This window comes from Paenibacillus kobensis NBRC 15729 (genome assembly GCF_004000825.1).
GTDB lineage: Bacteria > Bacillota > Bacilli > Paenibacillales > Paenibacillaceae > Paenibacillus_T > Paenibacillus_T kobensis.
This window is the reverse complement of the sequence record NZ_BILZ01000023.1, coordinates 33,218-57,429: the sequence shown is the minus strand read 5'-3', so window position 1 is coordinate 57,429 and position 24,212 is coordinate 33,218. Positions and strand designations below refer to the sequence as shown.

Below are 24,212 nucleotides of genomic sequence, written 5' to 3'. Positions count from 1 at the left end.
ATGGAAAAGAGAAAGGGCCATGGATCAGAAAGCCGATGATGTTCGGTACATGAAAAAGAGGAAGCAATCAGCGTATAGGCGCAGCGCGCACGGGCGCCAGGAAAAGAGACGAAAAACAGATGCACGATAGGATTTGAGAGATAAAGTCCGGGAAGCCGCATTTCGTCCATTTCAAAAAGAGGGAGAAGCGAAAGCACGGCTCCAATAAGAAACAACCGCCCCAGAGCGGGACGGCTGCAACTGCAATAGAAACGATTCAATTATTCTGCGATAAAACGAATCAGTGCGCTGCCGAAATCGCCATGGAAACGCGGTGCAGCGATACCCGCGTACATAAGCTCGTCTCCCCCGTATATGCGGTCGGTGCCTGCGAGGCGGTAGTTCCGCGACGGGTCAAGCCCTTTGAGCTTCAGACGGCCAAGCGGCTCGTTCGGTTCATTCAATACTTGCACATATACGACCATCGATTCCGTCCGGTCCTTCGAAACGAACATCCAGGACGTCACGTTGCCCTCGAACGGACTGCGCAAGCGGTAGAAGTCGCCGAACTGAACGAGCGGACGAATGGTTTTGTATTCCGCGATCTGATCGCGCACAATCGCTTTGTCTTCGTCCGTGAATTCGGTGAGGTCGAGCTCGTAACCGAAGTTGCCCGACATCGCAACATGTCCGCGCGTCTGGAGCGACGTCAGCCGGCCGACCTGATGGTTCGGCACCTCCGATATATGCGCCCCCATTGCACTGGCTGGATAGACGATGCTGGTGCCATATTGAATGCGAAGGCGTGAAATCGCATCCGTATTATCGCTCGTCCATGTCTGAGGCATGTAATAGAGCATCCCTGGATCGAACCGGCCGCCGCCGCCCGAGCAACTCTCGAACAGCACGTTCGGGAACCTCGACGTAATTTGCTCCAACACGCTGTACAGTCCGAGCATATAGCGGTGAGCCGTCTCGCGCTGCCGCTCCGGCGGCAGAAGAGCGGAACCGATCTCGGTCATGTTGCGGTTCATATCCCATTTGACATACGTAATAGGAGCGCTGCTAAGCACGCCGGAAATCGTCTCGATCAGATACTGCTGCACATCCGGGCGGCTCACATCGAGAATCAATTGTTGGCGCCCCTCCGTCCGGTACCGGCCCGGCACATGCAAGCACCAGTCCGGATGAGCACGGTACAGTTCGCTGTCCGGCGATACCATTTCCGGTTCGAACCAGAGACCGAACTGCATGCCGAGCTTATTGATCCGGCCCGCTACATCCTGCAAGCCGCCCGGCAGCTTCTCCTTGTTGACGAACCAGTCTCCGAGCGAGTTCGTATCGCTGTTGCGCTTGCCGAACCAACCGTCGTCCAGCACGAACAGCTCCATGCCCAGCTCGCTGCCGACCGCCGCAATAGCTTCCAACTTATCTGCGTCGAAGTCGAAATACGTTGCCTCCCAGTTGTTCACAAGCACGGGACGCACGGCATCGCGATAAGCGCCGCGGCACAGCCGCGTTCGATACAGCTCATGATAAATCCGGGACATGCCGCCAAGCCCGTCAGGCGAATAGACGAGGACGGTCTCCGGCGTTTGGAACGTCTCTCCCGCTTCCAGCTGCCAGCCGAAGTCGAACGGATTGATCCCCATAAACAGACGCGACGTCCGGAATTGATCCACTTCCACGCCAGCAAGGAAGCTGCCGCTGTAGACGAAGCTTGCCCCGTATACATCGCCGGCGTCTTCTGTTGCGCCGTGCTCGAGCAGAGCAACGAACGGGTTTTGCATATGGCTGCTGGAGCCTCTTCGGCTCTCGATCGACTGCATGCCGGGACGCAGAGGACTGCGGTACACATCCCTCTCTCGTGACCATGCCCCCGACAAATGAAGCAAGTCGAAGCGATCGCCCGGCATATCAATACTCATCGACAATGCGCGGCGCAGCAAGACCGTCCCGCTTCCTTCGTTCGAGAACGACGCCGAGCGCGTAATCACGTTTAACGATTCCATTACCGTATAAGTTAACGTCACCGCAAGTCCGGACAAGCTGTCACGCAGCTTGACGCGAAGCGTCTCTGCCTCATCGTCCGACTCCGCATAGACCGCCGGCAAGCCCGGCAGCGCAGGCTTCCCTTGAATAATTTCATGCGATTCATACCGAAGATCAGTCACCGTTGTGCCGTTATCGTATTGTGCTTCGAAAGCCGGCGTACGGAAATCGGAGTTGCCGTAACCCGGATATTCATGTGGCATCGTATCGAATGATATATTTCCCCGTTCCGGCACCGGGTGCGGCGAGAACGAGGCTCGCTCAGCACGCTCGACAAGCGTATGCAGCTGATTGCCTCGAATGCGGCGTCCCCAATATACATGAGAAGGATATTTGCCTTCTACAAGCTCAAAAGCATAGCTCGTTGCAGCCGTCTGCAGATGAAAGAGTTGTTTGTTCGCATCAAATCGAATCGCCAATGGTCCATTTCTCCTCTCGATCCATACAAAAAAGGAACGCTCATAATGAATCATTATGGCATTCCCTTTTCGATTTGAGTATGGATGATTCTCGGGACTATATGGACAAATGTAGCTCACCAATCTAGCCGCCCAGTCGCAGATTACTTGCGGCGCGAACGGCTCGGCAGCGACGGCTCGCTATCTCCCGTCCCGGAGACACTACTGCCGTTCGCTTCATCGGATCCAACCTGCAGTTCACCAGACCGTGAAGAGCCGTCCAACTCCGTCGAATCAGCTGCAGCCTGCTCGGCTTGTCCCAATGGCAGCGCCAACGCCGCCGCCTGCTCCATCGCGGCTGTACCGCCGCCATTTCCGTAACCAACCTCCCGCCGATGCGCGGCACGTCCGCTAAACAGCAGTGCCAGCAACGAGCCCGGAGCCGGCTCCACATAATATTCCGCGCGGTCGTCCGGCGCAAGAATAACGCCAAGCTGGTGATGCTCGCCTGCATAACGCGCCCGCTGCACGAACCGCTGATGGCCTTCCCGGTTCAGAACCTCCAGCTTGCAGAACGCCGAGTTGCGGTGAAGCGCGTCGTACAATTCTTCTTTCGTCCTCACTCTCATCCCGTTGACCTTGTACAAAATTTCGCCGCTCTGCAGTCCCATATGAGCGGCTGGCGTCCCCGGCACGATGCCAAGCACCATAAGCCCTCGTCCGTCATGAACGAATAGCGGCGTTCCTTCCGATTCCTTGCGCCCGCTCGACCAGATGAGCAGCTCATGCAGGAGCAGCGCGACAAGCGCCGCAACCGGGAGCAGCGCCGGCAGCCAAGCGGCCGCCAGTGCAGCCGCTGCAACCGCGAGGCTATACCAGAGCAGCGATTTCGCCGCATGCTGCGCCTTGCGCTCCGGAAGCTGCGACCTTGTCCATTCCGTGAAGCCGATAATCATCGGCACTGCCGCGAACGACCAACCCGCAGCGCCGCCGTCCGCAGACTGGCCAGACAACAGCGGCAGCAGCGGCGTCCATGGCAATTCCACGCCGCCGGAGCTTGCCGGAACGAGCAGCAGTAGCGGAACAGCCCAATAGCCCTGCATACGATACGCGCCGATCAGCTTGCCCCGTTTGCCTTCCATGAATAACGGCGTTGCAAACTTCGAACCTTGCCGGCGCACGAGCAGCGCTTCCGCCCCGTGCAGAAGCGCGACGAGCAGCAGCACGGCCGGCATATCGACTGCTGCCAGCGAAGCTGCCGCATCACCGATCCAACCGCCCCGCTCCTCCAGCGTCGTGAAACCGATTGCCGATTGCAGCAGCGCCAACACGCCTGCCGCATAAGCGAAGCATAAATAACGAAGCCGCAGCAGCGCCAGCACCGCTGCCGTCCCCCACAGCCATAACGCAGCTTCGGCTGTCAACGAGGTGCCGAGCAGCACGGATAAGCCTGACAGTACCAGTCCGACCGCCAGACCGGCAACGATCGTCCGCCCTAACAGCAGCGGCCAAGCATGAAGCCTTACATGGAACAGTCTTCGTTCCATCGTCGTCCCGCGTATATATAGAACCGCAATAACAATTAACGCAATATAATAAAACGGCTGCGCCAGCGCATGAACCGCACCGTCTCCGATCAAACGCAGCCATTCGTTTACCGCATCCATCTGATCATCCTTTCGGCCTTCAAGATAAGTCATCCTCTAATGATAATAGACCGATTCGCCGTGTGAATGGAACCGACTTTCTATATTTTCGACATTTGTAACGATATTCCTGCCCGCACGAGCCACGAACTGTCTCCCTGCATACCTATACCGGCCACGCAAGATAACTAGGCCGGAACCTATATAAAAAAGAGCGCCTCTCGGCGCTCTTCCCACACTCGATGGCGGCATGCTGCCTCCATCACCCTATATCCGGCAGCTAGCTTGCCGCCTTCATCAATTTGTCCCGCACGATACCAAGCGCTTTGTTCAACTGAACGTCGTTGCGCTCCTCGCGGATCCACTTAATCACGTCCCGTTCCAACGTATCCGCCGTCGCAAGATCGACCGTGCCGTTCACCGGCAAGCCGGCTGCCTGCTGATACTGCTTCACGGCACTTTCCGTCTTCTCGCTGAAATAGCCGTCAATCCGGTCCGTCTTGTAGCCGACTGCCGTAAGCATCAACTGCAGGCTCTTCACATCTTCACCTAGTTGATCCTTGCGCAGCGTCTCGCCGCGCGACAGTCTAGCCGCTTTGTACACGGCAGGCGGTGCAACCTTCACGTCAGGCTCCATGCCTGCGCCGTGCACCCATGTGCCGTTCGGAGTCAGCCATTTGGCAATCGTCATCTTCACGATGCTGCCGTCTCCGATCGTCTTGTTGAACGACACTTGCACCGTTCCTTTGCCGAACGTCTTCTCGCCAACCAGCACCGCACCGGCAGATTGCTGCAGAGCGCCAGCCAAAATCTCCGAAGCGCTCGCGCTTCCTTCATTCGTAAGCACTGCAATCGGGTAGGTGCGTCCCTCGCCTTCCGACTTTGTCGTTTGCCGTTGTCCGTCGCGCGACTCCACCTGCACAATCGTCTTGCCCTTCGCAATAAACGGCTCGACGACCTTCTCCACGACCGGCAGCACGCCGCCCGGGTTATTGCGAACGTCGATCACGAGCCCCTTCATTCCTTGGTCCTCGAGCTTCTTCAGCTCATCGGCGAACCGGTCCGCCGTATTCATCGAGAACTGCCGGATCTCAATCAGTCCGACTCCGCCCTCTTTCATCGAAGCATAGACCGTCTCCACGTCGATATCGTCGCGCACTAGCTCGAGCCGAATCGTCTTGCCTACGCCGGTGCGCTGAATTTCCAGCTTCGCTTTCGTACCGCGCGGCCCGCGGATTTTGTTCACCGCTTCGTTCAGCTTCAACCCGTCCAGCTTCACGCCGTTGACCGACAGCAGCACGTCCTTCGGAAGCAGACCCGCCCGCTCCGCCGGAGAATCCTTGATCGCCGAGATGACGACGACCTTGCCGTTCTCCATCGTCACTTCAGCGCCAATGCCGGTGAAAGATCCGTCGACCGTTTCCGAAAAATGCCGCGCTGTTTCCTTCTCCATATAGACGGAATAAGGATCATCCAATGCGCCAATCATGCCGGAAATCGCGCCGTTGACGACTTCGCTGCGCTCAACGTCCTTGTAATAATTGCTCTCGATCAAATCCATGACCGCACCGAGCTTCGCCGATTCCTTCTCGCTCAAGCCGCCCTGCGCGGCAGCGGACGCGCCCGAAGCCGAACTTCCGTCATCCAGCCGTTTTATTACCCAATTCTCCGTCGCCATGAGCGTCCCGACAACCGAGACTGCCATCGTCATGGCCACGAACGCTATGACCGTCCGCAATTTGAAATGCATATCGCCACCACCTTGTCTGTCCTTCTACAACCTTGATGCCGCCGCTTCCATTGCTCAGCCGCATGCAACACAACGAGTAGTATATGACAAGCCTTTCCTTTTTATTTGATCCAATGGAGGCGAATATAACGAAAGGAGCCACTCGCGTGACTCCGATCGTCGGCATTCGTTATCATGAACAGGCCGTGCCAGCCATAAGTCTATTTCAAATAACCGCTCGGGTCTTTAGCCGTTCCGTTCAAGCGAACTTCGAAATGCAAATGGTTGCCCGTCGAATTGCCTGTCGAACCGACTTCGGCAATTTTCTCGCCGCGTTTCACGCTTTCGCCGACTTTAACTTTAATGCCGCCTTTGCGGATATGCCCGTACAGCGTCCACAGCCCGTTGCCGTGGTCCAAAATAACGGTATAACCGTATCCGTTCGTCCAACCCGCCGTAATGACGACGCCCGACTCGGCCGCATAAATATTCGTGCCCGCAGGAGCTGCCATATCGATACCGGCATGAAGCTTCCTCGTATGATAGATAGGATGAATCCGGTAGCCGAAGCCGTCACTGATTCGATAAGAGTCTTTGAGCGGAACGGCCAGCTTGCCGCCGGTGTAGAACACCGTCTGCTTCTTCTGCGCCTCACGTTTCTTCCGCTCCAGATCTGCCGTCTTCTGCGCCAGCTCGAGCATCAGCTTCTCCTGCTCTTCGCTGATATCCTCAAGCTCCGCCATCTTCTGATTCAATTGAGCGACGAGCTTTTCCTTCGTCTTCTCTTTCTCTTCCAGCATCGCTTCGTATTCTTCGAGCTTCCCGTACTTCACTTTGAGATCCTCGAATTTATCTTGGATCTCTGCTTCTTTCTGCACGATGAGCGCCTTATCCTTCTTATGCTGCTCCAAAATATCCTTGTCCTGATTAACGATCGACTGCAGCGCATCAAATCGGTCGATGAAATCGGTAAAGCTTGCCGAGCTCATCAGCACGTCAAGATACGATACAACCCCATTCTGATACATCAGCTGCAAGCGGGAATCGAGCATCTTCTTGCGCGCCACAACGCGCGCCTCTGCCTCTTCCTTCTCCTTGCCGGCAACCATCAGATCTTCTTCCGTCTGATCGATCTGCTTCTGAACGCCGTTGCGCTGCTGCCCGATCGTGTCCATCTGCTTCATAATGTCGTTCACGGACTGCGCTGCCTCATTCTTCTTCGCAAGCACGTCCTTGCTCTCCTGCTCAGCCGAGCGCCGCGTCGACGCCGCTTCCTGCGCTTGCTTCTTCACTTTCTCCAATTGCTTGTTGATCTCGCTGATTGTGGAGGATGCTTCGGCTTCGGGAGCGTCGGCCCTCGTCTGCCAGACGGCAACCGTCACGAGCAGCGCCAGCAGCGCTGCGACCGTTTTTTTCCAAGTTCCGGACCTCTTCACCTGCATGATCACCTACACTTTCAAATACTTGCGAACCGAAATCGTACTGCCCCATACGCCAAGCAGCGTACCGAGGCCAACCAGAGCGGCAGTCAACAGAAAGGCAACGTCATCGAACGGAACGAGCTTAATCATCGCAAGTCCAAGATCGAACTGCGTGGATTCAATCAGCTTCGAATAACCGAACAGCAGGACGATTGCCGTAAGCAAAGAGGAGCCGAATCCGATTAACGCGCCCTCGACAAAAAACGGCCAGCGGATGAACGCGTTCGTCGCGCCTACCAGCTTCATAATGCCGATCTCCCGGCGGCGGTGAATGATCGTCATCTTAATCGTATTGGAAATCAGGAACATCGCCGTAACAGACAGGCCGATGACAAGCACAAGGCCGATCGTTCTGACAACGTCCGTCACCTTGAACAGCTTCTCGACCGTTCCTTGTCCATACTTCACGTTCATGATCGGCTTCGCGCCGTCTGCGTTATTGATCGCTTTGATCTGCTTCGCAACGTCCGCGATCGTCTTCGGCTCGAACACTTCGACCGTGAACGAATCCGGAAGCGGGTTGTTCGTCTTGTCGAACCCTTCCAGCAAGTAATCGCCGTCTTCCCCTAAGTTCTTGCGGAGCAGTTCCAGCCCTTCATCCTTCGATACGAATGTGACGGTCTTCACGTCGGCCATGTTGCCGATATCGTTATTAAGCCGGTCGACGGTTGCCTTATCGACATTCAATTGTAGAAATACTCGAATTTGCACTTGGCTCTCAACTTGAGATGCAAAATTGCTAACGTTCAACGACAGCAATACAAATACACCTAAAATAAACAGCGAGATAAAAATAGAGGATACCGAGGCGAACGACATCCAGCCGTTGCGCGCGATATTTTTGACCCCTTCCCGCATATGTCTCAGAAAAGTTCTAAATTTCATAACCGTACTCCCCTCTTACTTCATCGCGTACGATCGCACCACTCTCGATGGCGATGACGCGCTTGCGAAGCGAGTTGACGATTTCCCGGTTATGCGTGGCCATGATAATTGTAGCGCCCCGGAAGTTGATCTCTTCGAGCAGGTTCATGATGCCCCATGACGTCTCGGGGTCCAGGTTGCCGGTAGGCTCGTCCGCTACGATAACGGACGGATTGTTAATGATGGCGCGAGCGATTGCGACGCGTTGCTGCTCCCCGCCTGACAGCTGTGACGGTAAGCTGTTGTGCTTCCCTTTGAGACCGACAAGCTCGATCACTTCCATCGTCCGCTTGCGGATCAGCTTCTTCGGCGCCTCTATGACTTCCATCGCGAAGGCGATATTTTCGTAGACTGACATTTTCGGCAGCAGCCGGAAATCTTGAAAGATGACGCCGATGTTGCGGCGCACATACGGAATTTTGCGCGGCTTCAGCTTGCCTATGTTAAAGCCGTTAACGGAAATTTGGCCTTTCGTCGGGACTTCCTCCCGGTAAATGAGCTTCATGAACGTCGATTTGCCCGCGCCGGAAGGTCCGACAAGGTATACAAAATCGTTACGATCTATACGGACTGAGACGCCGCGAAGCGCATGCGTGCCGTCAGCGTACGTCTTCCAGATATCCTGCATTTCTATCACGGTATCACATCCTGTAAGTTGTCGACGCTACTATTTCGACAGGAATGCGCGAAATCCTCTATAAACTCGTTGCTTTCCTCATTTTTTAACAATTCTAATCCAAGACTTATTCGACAAATGCCCGCTGCGAATATAGTCGAGTCCGCGCTCATGTAAGCGCCCCCTCATAGAGCCTGATCAACTAACCAGAGCAAGTCCCGTCTTTATCAAATTTTTTAACCGCATTCGCCTTAGCTGGCGTAACTTCCAGGTTCGTCCAAACGTTTATAAGTTCATTCAATGTTTGGGAGGATTGAAGACATGGTATCGTCATTGGTCACCAAGGGAATCGCCGCCGTTTGTACGATTGCGCTGCTCGCCGGAGCGTCCGGCGCTGCTGCGCTGGCAGCAGGGAATGGTTCATCACTGAAGACGGCAGAAGATAAGCTGACGAAAGAACGAATCGCAGTCGGCTATGCGGATCAACAAGGCACGAGGTTGCTCGGACTAATCGCGAAGACGGACAATGCCAAGCCGTATACACAGGCGATCTGCACCCCGAATGAGAAGCTCGCCATTGCGAGCGCCGGCTACCAGCAAGAGGATGAACAAAGCAATCACCGCCAGAACATGTGGAACTTCGATCATGATGAGGGCGCTCTGTATCAGGTCAAAGGAAAGAGGAAAGCGGAGCCGAACGACAGCTGCATTTTGACATCAAAAGATGCCTGGTCCGGTTACTCCTTCCCTTCCTACAAAGCAGCCAATGCCGAGAAGCTGTCAGCCGCAATCGTCACCCGAATCGAGAAGGTGAGCCACCGGAAAGTCATCAAGCACGAACGAATCGGTACGATTGGGCAGAACTCTGCCGTTGCGCTTGTCGAATACGATCATTCAGACGGCACCGCGCTGGCTGCCATCGCTCTAGTTACCGCCAACACGACCGTTCTGTACACGTTGGAAGGAAGCGCATGGGACCCCGATAGCAGTTCGATCTGGCGGGTCGACGACGGCGGACAAATCCGCGCCTCCCACTTCCGGCTCATAACGGCTGCCAAATCTGCTAAAGGCTACGCAATCGGACTGGAATGGTACGGGACGGAGTCTAACGCCATCTTCGTGCTCAAGCAGCAAGGACGCCAATTCGCCGAGGTTGACGGGGGAAGCCGCTACATCGCGCCGGTCTAGGGCCGCCGGGAGGGTTCGGTCGTAGTCTCAAAGGCATATTTTGTGGACTTCCGGGCAAGTTCGGGCGTGTTCCGAGCATAGCATATAAGAACGGGCAAGCCGTAAGCGAGAAATTCATTCTGTTCTCGGGGGATTATAAGGAGGAGCTGGATAAGGATGAAACGGATTCATATCGCTTTTATCGTATTGATCGGCTTGCTATTGCTTGGCTCGATCGGTTGGGGAGCAGCTTGGATGTATGCGAACGATTCGACCGTTCCGGAGGGAACGACGGCAGGCGGCATTCCGATCGGCGGCTTGGACATCGACAACGCCTCCTCCCTGCTGTCTCAGTACGCCGTAAGCTGGGGACAGCAGCACGCCATCGTAACCGCCAACGATGCCGGCGCCGAGGGCGACAGCCATTCTTGGACATTGAAGGAACTCGGCTATTCGGCCGATGTATCCGAAGCTAAGGAAGCAATCGAGAAACTGCGCTCCGGTGGCGTCATCGAGCGTGCCCGCTATCGCCAGTCATTCGAGAAAACATTGAACATCCATTATTCGTCCGACTCGGCCTTAATCGATAAAGAAATCCGCAACCAATGGGGTTGGGTGGACAGCAGCGCCGCCACGGATGCCCAACGCATCATTACGGACAATGACCGTGTCGTCTATACGCCGCATCAGGTCGCTTATCGAATCGATGTCGAGACGCTCCAGGGGAAGATCGATGAAAGCGTCCGGAATCTGCAATCCGAGACGCCTGCTACAGCGGAACAGATTCGGGATACGGCGCAGCGCAAGGTTGAAGCAGCCTTGCCGATCAAAGTCGTGGAGCCGGCAGTCACGCTGGAGAAACTGAAGGCGGAAGGCATCGACCGGATGATCATGTCGTTCACGACCGACTTCACGACGAGCGCCGAAGGCCGCGCCTTTAACGTAACGGCAACAGCAAAGAGCTTGAACGATGTAGAACTTGCGCCTGACGAAGTATTCGACTACAGCAAGATCGTCAAAGCAACGGAGAAAAACTTCGGATACCGCGAAGCGCCGGTCATTCAGAACGGCAAGCTCGTACCCGGCATTGGCGGCGGGATCTGCCAGGTGTCAAGCACCCTGTATAACGCCGTACTCCGCGTTGGCATCGACATCGTCGAGCGGCGCAACCACTCCATTCCAGTCAGCTACCTCCCGATCGGCCAGGACGCGACGTTCTCCGAAGGCGGCATCAATTTCCGCTTCCGCAACACAACCGGCAAGTATCTTATTATTCGTACCGTCGTAGAGAGCAAGAAGCTGACGGTTAAGCTGTTCGGCACGATGCCAGACAACGTGCGCTACGATATCGAATCGAAGACGGTAAGCACACTTGAACCCCCCGTGAAGGAAACGGTGAACTCCCAACTCCCGGATGGCGGACGACTCGTCGTACAGCAGGGCAAACCGGGCTACATCGTCGAGACGTACCGTACGATGTACAAGGACGGCGCAGAAGTATCCCGCAAGCGGATCTCCCGCGACACATACAAAGCCGAGCCAACGCTTATCAGCGTCGGCAAGGGCGTTAAAGTGGACGACGGGAAAGGCCCAGGCACACCAGCGGAGCCGAATGAGCCAATTATTGAGGACGGCATTGGGGCGTAGTGGAGCCTGAGTTGAGTGAGTTGAGTGAGTTGAGTGAGTTGAGTGAGTTGAGTGGACTTGAGTGGACTTGAGTGGACTTGAGTGGACCTGAGTGACTTTAGTGAACTGAGTAACCTGAGTGATCTGAGTGACCTAAGTGACCCGAGTGACTTGAGTTGACCCGGCTTGACTTGACATAACCTGGCCTGACCTAACTCAACCCGACTTGACTTAACTAAACTTAACTAAACTTAACTAAACTAAACCCCTTTAATCTATCGGCGGCCCCACATCGCCACTTCCTATATGGAAGTATTGCAATTCATACAACGAAACAACGAACCGCAACCCAATCGGCTGCGGTTCGTTGCATTTTGTACAACGATAAAAAAATATGTGCCGCCGAAAGCAGCCTTATCTGCTCCAAGCGTACGAATTCCATTGCACGGAGTGCAATGAAGGAAGGCATGTACCTCACTTTGAAGCGATTCAGTTGTATGGAATACAACGAACGCTTCACTGTACCGCTGGCTGACAGCGAACCGGCAGCATGATACAATGAACCTAGAGAAAAGGAGCGGTGGCCAGACCGCTCCTTCAAGACAGCTAACCGTTATAACGGCGGTTTCCGCTGGGCACTTGTGCACTCGATAGACCGCTACCTTCCAGGGAGGCGGTCTATTTCTTTTTATGAAAGGCCAGCAGCGTCACAACGAGCATTGCGAACGATACCATGAGCGTTAATGCTTGGTATACTTCCATCCTTCCACCCCCTTTCGAGGGCCTCAGCCTTGGCGCCGGGAGAGTTCGCTGTCCTGCTAGACTGTTCTACAATTATAGCAACATTCATCCAATAAGGGAACATACGTTCGCTAAAATAGTTCAAATAGACGCCTATGCTCAAGCAGGCGTCTGTAAGCCCGGCTCGAAGTTCTGAAGAGCTTCGCTCTGTCGCCTGCTCGGGCTGAGTGTATTGTATACAACAAGAGACAAGAGCCACGCTTTGCCGACGCGGATAAAGCGTATTGTATACAACAGACAAACGCTTTGCCGACGCGGACAAAACGTTTTGTATACAATAGGACAACCGTTTTGCCAACGCGTACAAAGCGTTATGTATACAACAAACTTTTTGCCGCAATGGTCAAAGGTTTTCTCATCTAACAAAAAACGCTTTGCCGCAATGGCAAAGCGCTTCTTATTTTATGTGCTAACTTGTTAACTTCCTCAACAATTAACGGCTTTTCTCCGCGAATTCCGTCACCCAAGCAGCAGTAGCTTCGAGCTCAACCTGAGCGCGCGAGATCGCTTCGCTTACTTGCGGCGTCGCCGTACCGCCGTATACGTTGCGGGCGTTGACGACGTTCTCCGGCTGCAGCACCGCGTAGATGCGGTCGTCGAACAGCGGCGAGAACTGCTTGAACTCTTCCAGCGTCAGGTCGAGCAAATATTTGCCCTGCTGGATACAGTAGAGCACCGTCTTGCCGATGACTTCATGCGCTTGGCGGAAAGGCAAGCCTTTGCCCACGAGGAAGTCGGCGATGTCGGTCGCGTTCGAGAAGTCCTGGTTGACCGCTTGGCGCATAATGTCCTTGTTGACCTTCATCGTCGCGATCATCGGAGCGAACAGCTGAAGCGCGCCTTGAAGCGTACGAACCGTATCGAACATGCCTTCCTTGTCTTCCTGCATGTCCTTGTTGTACGCGAGCGGCAGCGACTTGAGCACCGTCAGCAGGCCGATCAGGTTGCCGTACACACGGCCCGTCTTGCCGCGGACAAGCTCCGGAACGTCCGGATTTTTCTTCTGCGGCATAATGCTGCTGCCCGTGCAGAATGCATCGTCCAGCTCGACGAAACGGAACTCCGTGCTCGACCAGAGGATAAGTTCCTCCGACAGGCGGGACAGGTGCATCATGATGATCGAAGCATGCGACAAGAACTCGAGAATGAAGTCGCGGTCGCTGACAGCGTCAAGGCTGTTCTCGTATACGCGGTCGAAGCCAAGCTGCTTCGCAACGAAATGCCGGTCGATTGGGAACGTCGTACCTGCCAATGCGCCAGCGCCAAGCGGCAGCATGTTGACGCGCTTGTAGCTGTCTTGCAGACGCTCCGCATCGCGGCCGAACATCGAGACGTACGCCATCAGATGATGCGCGAACAGAATCGGCTGCGCACGCTGCAAATGCGTGTAGCCCGGCACGATCGTGTCGAGGTTCGCTTTCGCTTGCTCAAGAAGTGCCGATTGCAGCTTGTGCAGCAGGTCAACGAACTCAACGACGCGCTTGCGCAGGTACAGATGCATGTCCGTCGCGACTTGGTCGTTCCGGCTCCGTCCCGTATGCAGCTTGCCGCCTACCGGACCGACATCGTCGATCAGCGCTTTCTCGATATTCATGTGGATGTCTTCATCCGCAATTTCATACTCCCAGTCGCCGCGTTTGATGCGCTGAAGGACACGATGCAAGCCGTCCTTGATCGTCTCAACGTCCGCATCAGGGAGAATGCCTTGTTTGCCAAGCATCGTAACGTGCGCCAAGCTGCCTTGCACGTCCTCTTCTGCCAGTTCTTTATCGAACGTGATCGAAGCTGTGTATTCCTCTACCAGTTGGTCCGTTTTCTTCGTAAAACGTCCGCCCCACAATTTGCTCACTCTCGTAACACTCCTCTACAAATATTGACGCCCTTTATACACAGAAATAAGAGTCCGGAAAAAGACCCTTATTTCCACGGTTGCGTCTATGTCATTCGCGAAAGGGAAGCGGTTGAGACTCCATCGAGCCGTCCGCGCCCCCTAGCGGTTTCAAACTTATTGTTTGTTCTGTGTTACGCCGGTTCCGACTTTCAGACGGAGCGCGTTCAGGCGGATGAAGCCCGTTGCGTCGTCTTGGTTGTACGCTTGGGAAGGATCCGCTTCCATCGTCGCGATGTCCGGGTTGTACAGGCTCACTGGGCTTTGTACGCCAGCGCCGATGACGTTGCCTTTGTACAGCTTCAGGCGAACGACACCCGTTACGTTCTTCTGGCTTTCCGTCACGAGCGCTTGCAGCGCAAGACGTTCAGGTGCGAACCAGAAGCCGTTGTAGACGAGCGTAGCGTATTTCGAGATCAGGCCGTCGCGCAGATGCATGACGTCGCGGTCCATCGTGAGCGACTCCATTTTGCGGTGAGCCGTGAACAGAATCGTACCGCCTGGCGTCTCGTATACGCCGCGGCTCTTCATGCCAACGAAGCGGTTCTCAACCATGTCGACGCGGCCGATGCCGTGCTTGCCGCCCAGCTCGTTCAGCTTGTCCATAACGCCGAGCGGGCTCAGCTTCTCGCCGTTCACCGCTACGCAGTTGCCTTGCTCGAACGTCAGCTCAACGTATTCGGATTGGTCTGGAGCATCCTCAGGGGATACGCTCAGTACGTACATATCTTTGCACGAATCCGCACTTGGATCGAACCAAGGATCTTCGAGCATGCCGCTCTCGAAGCTGATGTGCAGCAGGTTGCGGTCCGTCGAGTACGGCTTGGCAGCCGATGCCGTTACCGGAATGCCATGCTTCTCAGCGTAAGCGATCATCTCTGCGCGGCCAGGGAACTCGTTGCGGAACTGCTCGCTGCGCCAAGGAGCGATCACTTCGATCTCCGGTGCAAGTGCCGCAGCCGTCAGCTCGAAACGAACTTGGTCGTTGCCTTTGCCCGTTGCGCCGTGCGCGATTGCCGTTGCGCCTTCAGCGCGCGCGATGTCAACCATGCGCTTCGCGATCAGCGGACGAGCGATCGACGTGCCGAGCAGGTATTGGCCTTCATACAGCGCACCCGCTTGGAACATCGGGTAGATGAAGTCCTTCGCGAACTCGTCTTGCAGATCGTCGATGTATACTTTCGAAGCGCCCGTTGCGAGTGCTTTGGCCTCAAGGCCGTCGAGCTCATCGCGTTGGCCGATGTCAGCCGTGAACGTAATGATTTCAGCATCGTACGTTTCTTTGAGCCATTTCAAAATTACCGAAGTGTCCAGTCCGCCCGAGTAGGCAAGGACGATTTTTTGTTTCGCCATGATTGGTAACGCTCCTCTATAATCGATATGGTATATGATTTCAACCGGCTCGCAGGCGCTACTCACGAGGCTGCGCCTGCGTCAGCCAATTGCCTCTTACATAATGGCAGCCATAATCGCTTTCTGCGCATGCAGGCGGTTCTCCGCCTGATCATAAATGATCGAATGCGCGCCGTCGATGACGCCTTCGCTGACTTCTTCTCCGCGGTGCGCCGGCAGGCAGTGCATGAACAGATAGTCTTTCTTCGCGTACTTCACGAGCTCTTCGTTGACTTGGAAGTTCGCGAACGCGATCTCGCGCTCCTTCTGTTCCGCCTCGAAGCCCATGCTCGCCCATACGTCGGAGTAGACGATGTCCGCGCCTTCGATTGCTTCTCTCGGATCGCGGCACATTTGGATGACAGAGCCCGTTGCGGAAGCGACCGCTTTCGTCTGTGCGACGATATCCGGATCTGCTTCATAGCCTTCCGGCGAAGCCACGGACATGTTCATGCCCAGCTTAGCCGCGCCCATGAGCAGCGAGTGCGTCATGTTGTTGCCGTCGCCGATGTAGGCGATTTTCAACCCTTCAAGCTTGCCTTTGTGCTCCAGAATCGTCTGGTAGTCGCACAGCGCTTGGCAAGGGTGAGCTGCATCCGTCAAGCCGTTAATGACCGGTACCGTCGAGCTGCGCGCCAGATCGATCACGATCTTGTGCGCGAACGTACGGATCATGATGCCGTCGAGGTAACGGGACAGCACTTGGCCCGTATCCCAGATCGGCTCGCCGCGGCCGATTTGAAGGTCGTTCCGGGAAAGGAACAGCCCTTGGCCGCCAAGCTGATAAATCCCGACTTCGAACGATACGCGCGTACGCGTCGACGATTTCTCGAACACCATGCCGAGCGTTTTGCCCTTCAGCGGTTGATATACTTCGCCGGCCTTCTGCTTCTTCTTGATGTCGATCGCCAGATCGATCAGGTAACGGACTTCCTCCGGGGAGTAGTCAGCCAGGGCGAGAAAGTCCCGTCCTTTGAGCGATACGGCCAATTCTTCGTTCAATGTATGCTGCATAGCTATACCTCCTATTGCGTCAGCAATGAGCTATTGCTGTCGATACGATATCTATTTCAGACGCTTGTTAAGCAGCTCCGCCAAAATCGCAACCGCTTGGTCGATTTCTTCTGTGGACACGAGCAGATTCGGCAGCAAACGAAGCACATTCGGACCGGCAGACAGCACGAGCAAGCCCTTCTGCTGCGCTTCCGCAATGATCGGCCCTACCGGTTCTGCGCACTCGATGCCGATCAGCAGGCCGAGACCGCGTACGTCCTTCACAAAATCATTATGAGCAACCTTCGCACGAAGTTGGCTCATCAAATATTCACCTTGCTTCGCTGCACGTTCCGGCAGGTTCTCTTCCATGATCGTCTCAATCGTCGCCTTCACCGCTGCCGTCGCGATCGGCGTACCGCCGAACGTCGAACCGTGGCTGCCTGGGCCGAATGCCGCGCGAAGCGGTTCCTTCGCTGCCATGGCGCCGACTGGGAAGCCGCTTCCGAGCCCCTTCGCCAGTGTGAAAATGTCCGGTTCAATGCCATAATGCTCATGCGCGAACAATTTGCCCGTACGGCCCATGCCCGTCTGAATCTCGTCGATGATGAGCAATGCGCCGCGTTCGCGGCACAGCTTCACGAGACGGTGCAAGTATGCCGGATCAACCGGGAAAACGCCGCCTTCCGCCTGCACAAGCTCCAGCATAACCGCTGCTGTCTTATCCGTAACAGCCGCTTCAAGCGCCGCGAGGTCATGCAGAGGAATGTAGTTGAAGCCCTCCGGCAAAGGAGCGAACCCTTCCTTCACTTTCTCTTGACCTGTCGCCGTCAGTGTCGCGAGCGTCCGTCCATGGAACGAATGCGCGAACGTCACGATCTCGTAGCGCCCGTTGCCCAGCACGATCTGCTGATAACGGCGCGCCAGCTTGATCGCCGCTTCGTTCGCTTCCGCACCGGAGTTGCAGAAGAATACCGCATCAGCCGCGCTGTTCGCCGTAATAAGACGGGCTGCATCCTCCTGATTCGGAATGCGGAACAGGTTCGATACGTGCCACAGCTCATCGAGCTGCTTCACAAGCGCTTCCTTTACCCGCTTCGGCGCATGGCCCAAGTTCGTTACGGCAATGCCGCTGATGAAATCAAGGTATTTCTTGCCTTGATCGTCCCACACCCAGCTTCCTTCGCCCTTCACCAGCGAAATTGGAAATCTGGCATACGTCGGCAGCAGGGCTTCGCCCGCTCCCGTCTGTCCGTTCTGAGCTGCCGATTGTTTCACCGCTTCGCTCATCTCCATTACCCCTCTCACTTGCCCTAGCAAAATATAGCTTAACGCACAATGCGCGTGCCGATACCGCCCTCAAGCACAGCCCGCGTCAGAACGCCGGGCTCCTCGCCTTTGACGATGACAACTTCGCTTACGCGGCCTTGAATACACTGGATCGCTGCGCGAACCTTCGGAATCATGCCGCCGTAGATCTCGCCGCTTGCGATCATCTCTTCGATCTCTGCCACCGTAACGGTCGGCAGCACTTGCTTCTCGCCGTCCACCGTTTTCAGGATGCCCGGCACGTCTGTAACAACAATCATCCGCTCAACGCCAAGATGCGAAGCAACCGCACCGGCCGCCGTATCTGCATTGATATTGTACCGCTGCGCGGCATCGTCGATGCCGATTGGAGCGATAACCGGAATGTAGCCCATCGTCATAACGCCTTCGATGATAGCCGCGTTCACGTCCGTCACGTCTCCGACGAAGCCGACCTCATGGCTGTTCGCCACCGGCTTCGCTTGAATCAGCTTGCCGTCGACGCCGGACAAGCCGAGCGCTTTGGCGCCGTTCAGGCTGATTTTGCGTACGATTTCCTTGTTGATCCGTCCTGCCAGCACCATCTCGACCACGTCGAGCACTTCGTCGCTCGTCTTGCGCAAGCCGTTCACGAACTCCGTCTCGATGCCGAGCTTGCCGAGCGTATCGTTAATCGCCGGACCTCCGCCGTGAACGATGACCGGACGGACGCCCGACTGCTGAAGTTCCTTCAGCTCCGCAAAAAAGCTGTCCGGCAGCGCCGCGAGCGTGCTGCCGCCGCATTTCATAACAAACCGTTGATCCATATTCGTCCGTTCTCCTTCGCCCTTCGCTTATGTCCGGTATGCCGCGTTTATGCGGACATAGTCATAGGTCAAATCGCAGCCCCAAGCCGTTGCCGAGCCTTCGCCGTTATGCAGGTCGACGTGAATGACGACCGTGTCGCCCTTCAAGTATTCAAGCGCAGCATCCTCGTCGAAGCTGATCGGACGGGATTGCTCCAGCGTGACGATATCGCCGAGGCGAATGTCGACCGTGTCCACATTGACCGGCTGGCCCGCGCGTCCGACCGCCGCGATAATGCGGCCCCAGTTCGCGTCTGCGCCGAATACGGCCGACTTCACGAGCGAGGAGCCGATGACCGTCTTCGCAATCGCTTGGGCAGAGTCGTCGCTCACCGCGCCGCGCACCTGGACTTCAACGAGCTTCGTCGCCCCTTCGCCGTCACGCGCGATCGCTTTCGCCAGCACCTCGCACACATGACGAAGACCCGCTGCGAAAGCAGCCCAGCCTTCATGCGCTGGGGTCAGCGCTTCGTTGCCTGCGAGACCGCTCGCCATGGCAACGAGCATATCGTTCGTGCTCGTGTCGCCGTCGACCGTGATCATGTTGAACGACAGATCCGTCGCTTGACGAAGCAGTTGCGTCAGCTCTGCGCTGCCGATATTAGCGTCCGTCGTGACAAAGCCGAGCATCGTCGCCATGTTCGGATGAATCATGCCGGAGCCTTTAGCCGCGCCTGCGATATGTACCGTTTTGCCATTGAGCTCAAGCTTCACGCAAGCCGTCTTCTCAACGAGGTCAGTCGTCAGAATCGCTTGGTTAAAATCGTTCGCTCCCGCATTGTCCGCGGACAGCTTCGCCGGAAGCTGCTCGATGCCGCTGCGTACGCGGTCCATCTTCAGGTTCTCGCCGATGACGCCAGTCGATGCGACTGCGATATGCACGGCCGGAACGCCGATCGCTTCTGCGAATTTCGCGCGCATCTCGTATGCGTCCGCCTCGCCCTGCTTGCCGGTGCAAGCGTTGGCGTTGCCGCTATTGACGATAACGCCGCGCAGCAGCCCTTCTTCGCCGATGCTGTTCTTCGTAACAAGAATCGGCGCCGCTTGGAACGCGTTCGTCGTGTAGACGCCGGCTGCCGATGCCGGCACTTCACATATAATAGCGCCCAGGTCGTGGCGCGTCGTTTTTTTGAGACCGCAGTGCAAGCCGCCTGCTTGGAAGCCGCGAGGCGTAGTAACGGAGCCGTCCGCTACAATCTGAAATTGAGACATCGTTCTTCTTCTCCTTTGGAATGTTTGTAACAGTTAAGGTCCGCTGCGCGTGCGATACGTTCTTCCGATCGCTGTTGTCCCCAGATTGTTATGGATTATATAAATTCCGATTCGGATACAATCCGGGGACAAAGGCGAACGCATCCGCTTCTCCAGAACGTATTCGCACGCTGCGCTCCACAACTGTCTCGTCGCATCGAACGATTAATTTATGAGAGTGGACAGCTCCCTGGCTCTATGAGCAGGTCGCTGCAACCTTGCAGACTTCTAATGGCGCTTCGCGCTGCCCTTTGAAGGTGCGGGAAGTTAGTTTGTTGCGGGCTCGAAGCGTCGAGTATCGAATGTATGTCGAGCTTCGAGATCATGATCGCTGAGCCACGCTCAGAAACTTATGGATAAGCCGGTACGAAATTGAGGCCGAGCGTTTCGTCCCAGCCCATCATCAGGTTCAAGTTCTGGATCGCTTGACCTGCTGCGCCTTTGACGAGGTTATCGATGACCGAGATAATCGTTACCCGTCCCGTACGCTCGTCCACGCTGAAGCCGATGTCGCAATAGTTGGAGCCCCATACTTCCTTCGTCTTCGGCCATTGGCCTACGCCGCGAACGCGAACGAACTTGCGTCCTTCATAATACTGGCGGTACAGCTCTACGAAATCAGCGTCCTTGTGACCGCCTGTCACTGTCGCGTACATCGTAGACATAATGCCGCGTGTCATCGGCACGAGATGCGTCGTGAACGTCGTCGTCACTTGCTTGCCGGCAACGTCGGACAGCACCTGCTCGATCTCCGGAATGTGCTGATGCTTGTTGATCTTGTACGCGCTGAAGTTCTCATTCAGCTCCGAATAATGCGTTCCAAGGCTCGCGCCGCGGCCCGCCCCGGATACGCCAGACTTCGCATCGATAATGATCGTCGCCGGATCGATCCAGCCTGCAGCAACTGCCGGAATGAGACCAAGCAGCGTTGCAGTCGGGAAGCAGCCCGGGTTCGAAAGCAGATCAACGCCTTGTACGCGGTCGCCGTATACTTCCGCCAGGCCATAGACGGCCTGCTCGAGATATTTCTCGTCGGCTGGCGTCTTTTTGTACCACTGTTCGTACAAAGCAGGCGATTTCAACCGGTGGTCGCCGGAAATATCAATCACTTTCAGTCCTGCTTCGAGCAGTTCTGGCGTCAGCTTAGCCGCAACGCCCGCCGGCGTTGCCAAGAACACAACGTCTGCTTTGGCGCGAATGGCCTTTGCATCGATGCCGTCCAGCAGATCGGTACGGATCTCCGTCAAATGCGGAAACCCTTCTGCAATAGGCGTTCCTTCACTAGAAGATGAAATAACCGACGTCACGTCGACGTGCGGGTGGCTGGCCAGCAGGCGGATCAATTCTACGCCGCCGTAGCCTGTCGAGCCGATGATTGCTGCGTTCACTTTATTCATGCTCATAAACGTCTCTCCCATCCGTTATCGAGATCGATAATCTTGTTGTTATAGAGTCGTTCTGGCAGTCTCGTTGCGCTTGCGGTCGATGCCGGTTCCATGACTTGCCGAACGGTTTAGGGCTATTCCTAATTTTACATTGTACCATGTTTCAGGAGTAAAGTGGAAAGTCCGTTGCTATTCACCACTGCGCATTATTATACAACCGGATTCATATAAATACAATGACAAAAACGCGGCAAAAGCCGCGCCGTTATCAGGTATTTTTGACTTTTTCAGCATTCAGCCGCATTCATTCCTGTAACAGCCGCTATTCCAGTTTAAATCCCTGCCCGACGACTTCCGCCGTATTGCTAATAATGACAAAAGCCGACGGGTCAACCGTCCTTACGAGCCGCTTCAGCTTAGCAACCTCATTCTGGCTGACGACGACCATCAGCACGGTCCTTTTCTGTCCCGTGTAGCCGCCATGTGCGTCCAGTTCAGTCAGCCCCCGGTCTAGATCGGTCAGAACGGCGTCCGCCAGTTCCTCTGACTTATCGCTAATAATAAAGGCAACTTTCGACAGCTGCAATCCGGTCTGAACGAGATCGATCGTCTTACTTGTCACGAACAGGGCGATCAGCGCGTAAAGCGCATTTTCCGGAGAGATGAAGATGCCCGCAAGCGCAATAACGAGTCCGTCGAAGCAGACGACCGTTATGCCGAGTGACAGCCCCGTATATTTGTGCAAAATTTGCGCAGCCAAGTCCGTACCGCCTGTCGAGCCGCGGCCGCGGAATACGAGTCCAAGCCCGATGCCGACACCAACGCCACCGTAGACAGCCGCAAGCAGCGCATTGTCGGTAGGCTGAGGCCAGTGCGCCGTAAGCAGAACGAACAGCGGCAGCATGATCGAGCCGAGAAGCGTCTTCAGCGCGAACTTTCTGCCAAGCAGCCACAGCCCCGCGAAGAAGAGCGGAATATTGACCGTCCATTGCGTGAACGCAGGCTGAATGCCGAGCACTTGCTTAACGATGATCGACAAGCCCGAGACGCCGCCTGATGCGATACCGTTCGGGACGAGAAATAAGTTAAAGCTTGCTGCGATAATGAACGCGCCAAGCAGCAGTTGAGCGATTCCCCAGACGGCTTGGGCGCGCGGATTAGCCGGTCCGCTGGCAAGCCGGCGGCGCGGCCTCGATGCGGAGGTAGATACGGGTCGGTTCATGATGTCGGTGCCTCCTTGGGCGATTACCTTTATGTATGTATACGGTTGCGTGATTTACATTATATCCAGCTGTATAGCGAAGGAACAGTTCCATTTGACCGAAAACTCAGACCATACTAACCACACCTTACGTTGGATAGTATCGTACAGATGATGAGGATATATGAAGCCTTTCCGCGAGATTAGTCTCTCGGTGTCTCCATTCCCGCTTAGAACCCGTCATTTAATAAAGAAGCCCTGCGATTCCAGCAGACTCCCCGAATACAAACAACCCGCCACTGGCTTAGCGCCTGGCGGGTTATGTTTGATTAACAGCTACATTCTACTCCTCCGGAGCATCCTGCTTAATCTGGCTGCGCAAATATCCATCGATGAACGCGTTCAGATCGCCGTCCATGACAGCGCCGACGTTGCCCGTCTCCACGCCGGTACGATGGTCCTTCACCATGCTGTACGGGTGGAACACGTAGGAGCGGATTTGGCTGCCCCATGCAATATCGGATTGCTCGCCGCGAATCTCGGCCAGATGCTTCTGCTGCTCTTCGATCTTGCGCTCGTACAGCTTGGAACGAAGCATCTTCATCGCCTGCTCGCGGTTCTGAATCTGTGAACGCTGTGTCTGGCAGGATACGACGATGCCTGACGGAATGTGGGTAATCCGAATCGCCGACTCCGTCTTATTGATATGCTGGCCGCCCGCGCCGCTTGCACGGTACGTGTCGACCTTCAGATCCTCGGTCCTTATCTCGATCTCGATGTCATCCTCGATCTCCGGCATTATGTCGCAAGAGACGAATGACGTGTGGCGTCGTCCCGATGCGTCGAACGGCGAGATGCGAACGAGACGGTGTACGCCCTTCTCCGCCTTCAGGTAGCCGTATGCATTGTAGCCTTTGACCGAGATCGTGACGCTCTTAATGCCTGCTTCGTCGCCCGGTAAGTAATCGAGCAGTTCAACTTTGAAGCCGCTCTTCTCCGCCCAGCGCGTATACATCCGGTACAGCATCTGGCCCCAGTCCTGGGACTCGGTACCGCCTGCGCCTGGATGTAGTTCAAGAATGGCGTTAAGCTTGTCATAAGGCTGGCTGAGCAGCAGCGTCAGCTCGAATTCGCTAACGCGATCAACGAGCGATTGTACCCCTTGCGTCAGCTCGGCTTCGAGCGAATCGTCGCCTTCTTCTTCCGCCAGCTCCAGCATCGTGATCAGATCTTCATGATCAGCCGTCAACTTCTCATATTTCTCGACGGTCGATTTGATCGCATTCATCTCCGAAATAACCGACTGCGCTTTGTCGTTATCGTCCCAGAAATCCGGCGCCGTCATCTTCTCCTCGAAGTTCGCGATCATCTCTTGCTTAAGATCTAAGTCAAAGAGACCCCCTGAGCTCTTGGAGTCGCTTCGCCATATCACGCAGGTCTTGCTTTACCTTTACGTCCAACATGGTTGCTTCACCTCAAATTAAGAATTCCCGGTTCTTCTACACGGTATGCCGCGGGACACCGGACGTG

At 55.6% G+C, this 24,212-nt stretch carries 18 protein-coding genes; 2 read left to right on the top strand and 16 right to left on the bottom strand.

What is annotated here, in order from left to right; translation table 11 throughout:
- Positions 1 to 260: 260 nt before the first annotated feature.
- From PKO01S_RS14720 to ftsE, 6 genes are all read right to left on the bottom strand, one after another.
- Positions 261 to 2,450: an alpha-galactosidase gene (locus PKO01S_RS14720; RefSeq protein WP_127532108.1), complete on the bottom strand. Its 2,190-nt coding sequence runs from the start codon at positions 2,448 to 2,450 to the stop codon at positions 261 to 263.
- 143 nt (positions 2,451 to 2,593) lie between these two features.
- Positions 2,594 to 4,096 (bottom strand): PDZ domain-containing protein, encoded by a 1,503-nt coding sequence (locus tag PKO01S_RS14715; protein WP_164779614.1) that lies wholly within the window; start codon positions 4,094 to 4,096, stop codon positions 2,594 to 2,596.
- A gap of 259 nt (positions 4,097 to 4,355) precedes the next feature.
- Complete coding sequence (locus tag PKO01S_RS14710) at positions 4,356 to 5,825, bottom strand: S41 family peptidase (RefSeq protein WP_127532107.1); 1,470 nt, start codon at positions 5,823 to 5,825, stop codon at positions 4,356 to 4,358.
- 200 nt (positions 5,826 to 6,025) lie between these two features.
- Complete coding sequence (locus PKO01S_RS14705; protein ID WP_246070586.1) at positions 6,026 to 7,246, bottom strand: murein hydrolase activator EnvC family protein; 1,221 nt, start codon at positions 7,244 to 7,246, stop codon at positions 6,026 to 6,028.
- 6 nt (positions 7,247 to 7,252) lie between these two features.
- On the bottom strand, positions 7,253 to 8,170 hold the full coding sequence (gene ftsX, locus PKO01S_RS14700) for a permease-like cell division protein FtsX (RefSeq protein WP_127532105.1): 918 nt from the start codon (positions 8,168 to 8,170) through the stop codon (positions 7,253 to 7,255).
- Positions 8,160 to 8,846 (bottom strand): cell division ATP-binding protein FtsE, encoded by a 687-nt coding sequence (gene ftsE / locus PKO01S_RS14695; protein WP_127532104.1) that lies wholly within the window; start codon positions 8,844 to 8,846, stop codon positions 8,160 to 8,162. The genes ftsX and ftsE overlap by 11 nt, the downstream gene beginning before the upstream one ends.
- 300 nt (positions 8,847 to 9,146) lie before the next feature.
- Between ftsE and PKO01S_RS14690 the strand changes: the two genes are divergently transcribed.
- Both PKO01S_RS14690 and PKO01S_RS14685 read left to right on the top strand, forming a co-directional pair.
- The gene (locus PKO01S_RS14690; protein ID WP_127532103.1) at positions 9,147 to 10,013 is read left to right on the top strand and encodes a hypothetical protein; all 867 of its coding nucleotides are present in this window, start codon (positions 9,147 to 9,149) and stop codon (positions 10,011 to 10,013) included.
- Between the two features lie 156 nt (positions 10,014 to 10,169).
- Positions 10,170 to 11,639 (top strand): VanW family protein, encoded by a 1,470-nt coding sequence (locus PKO01S_RS14685; RefSeq protein WP_127532102.1) that lies wholly within the window; start codon positions 10,170 to 10,172, stop codon positions 11,637 to 11,639.
- Between the two features lie 657 nt (positions 11,640 to 12,296).
- On the opposite strand, the gene PKO01S_RS29780 is transcribed toward PKO01S_RS14685, so the two are convergent.
- The 10 genes from PKO01S_RS29780 to prfB all read right to left on the bottom strand — a co-directional run bounded on the left by PKO01S_RS29780 (position 12,297) and on the right by prfB (position 24,145).
- Complete coding sequence (locus tag PKO01S_RS29780) at positions 12,297 to 12,380, bottom strand: putative holin-like toxin (protein WP_407669653.1); 84 nt, start codon at positions 12,378 to 12,380, stop codon at positions 12,297 to 12,299.
- Positions 12,381 to 12,852: 472 nt separating this feature from the next.
- Positions 12,853 to 14,268 carry an argininosuccinate lyase gene (gene argH / locus PKO01S_RS14680; RefSeq protein WP_127532101.1) on the bottom strand — a complete coding sequence of 472 codons (1,416 nt, stop codon included), beginning with the start codon at positions 14,266 to 14,268 and terminating at the stop codon, positions 12,853 to 12,855.
- 156 nt (positions 14,269 to 14,424) lie between these two features.
- A complete protein-coding gene (locus PKO01S_RS14675) occupies positions 14,425 to 15,660 on the bottom strand; it encodes an argininosuccinate synthase (protein ID WP_127532100.1) in 1,236 nt (411 codons plus the stop codon).
- A gap of 96 nt (positions 15,661 to 15,756) precedes the next feature.
- Positions 15,757 to 16,713 carry an ornithine carbamoyltransferase gene (gene argF, locus PKO01S_RS14670; protein ID WP_127532099.1) on the bottom strand — a complete coding sequence of 319 codons (957 nt, stop codon included), beginning with the start codon at positions 16,711 to 16,713 and terminating at the stop codon, positions 15,757 to 15,759.
- A 51-nt stretch (positions 16,714 to 16,764) separates the two neighbouring features.
- Entirely contained in the window at positions 16,765 to 17,982 is a 1,218-nt protein-coding gene (locus PKO01S_RS14665) for an acetylornithine transaminase (RefSeq protein ID WP_246070585.1), read from the bottom strand.
- A 38-nt stretch (positions 17,983 to 18,020) separates the two neighbouring features.
- Entirely contained in the window at positions 18,021 to 18,806 is a 786-nt protein-coding gene (argB, locus tag PKO01S_RS14660) for an acetylglutamate kinase (RefSeq protein ID WP_127532098.1), read from the bottom strand.
- Between the two features lie 27 nt (positions 18,807 to 18,833).
- On the bottom strand, positions 18,834 to 20,057 hold the full coding sequence (argJ, locus tag PKO01S_RS14655; protein ID WP_127532097.1) for a bifunctional ornithine acetyltransferase/N-acetylglutamate synthase: 1,224 nt from the start codon (positions 20,055 to 20,057) through the stop codon (positions 18,834 to 18,836).
- A gap of 389 nt (positions 20,058 to 20,446) precedes the next feature.
- Positions 20,447 to 21,499, bottom strand: coding sequence for an N-acetyl-gamma-glutamyl-phosphate reductase (gene argC, locus PKO01S_RS14650; RefSeq protein ID WP_127532096.1), 1,053 nt, complete (start codon positions 21,497 to 21,499; stop codon positions 20,447 to 20,449).
- Positions 21,500 to 21,803: 304 nt separating this feature from the next.
- Complete coding sequence (locus PKO01S_RS14645; RefSeq protein ID WP_127532095.1) at positions 21,804 to 22,703, bottom strand: YitT family protein; 900 nt, start codon at positions 22,701 to 22,703, stop codon at positions 21,804 to 21,806.
- 322 nt (positions 22,704 to 23,025) lie between these two features.
- A protein-coding gene (gene prfB / locus PKO01S_RS14640; RefSeq protein WP_127532094.1) for a peptide chain release factor 2 occupies positions 23,026 to 24,145 on the bottom strand; the annotation gives its coding sequence in 2 pieces (ribosomal slippage) (positions 23,026 to 24,072 and positions 24,074 to 24,145; 1,119 coding nt in all).
- Positions 24,146 to 24,212: the final 67 nt, after the last annotated feature.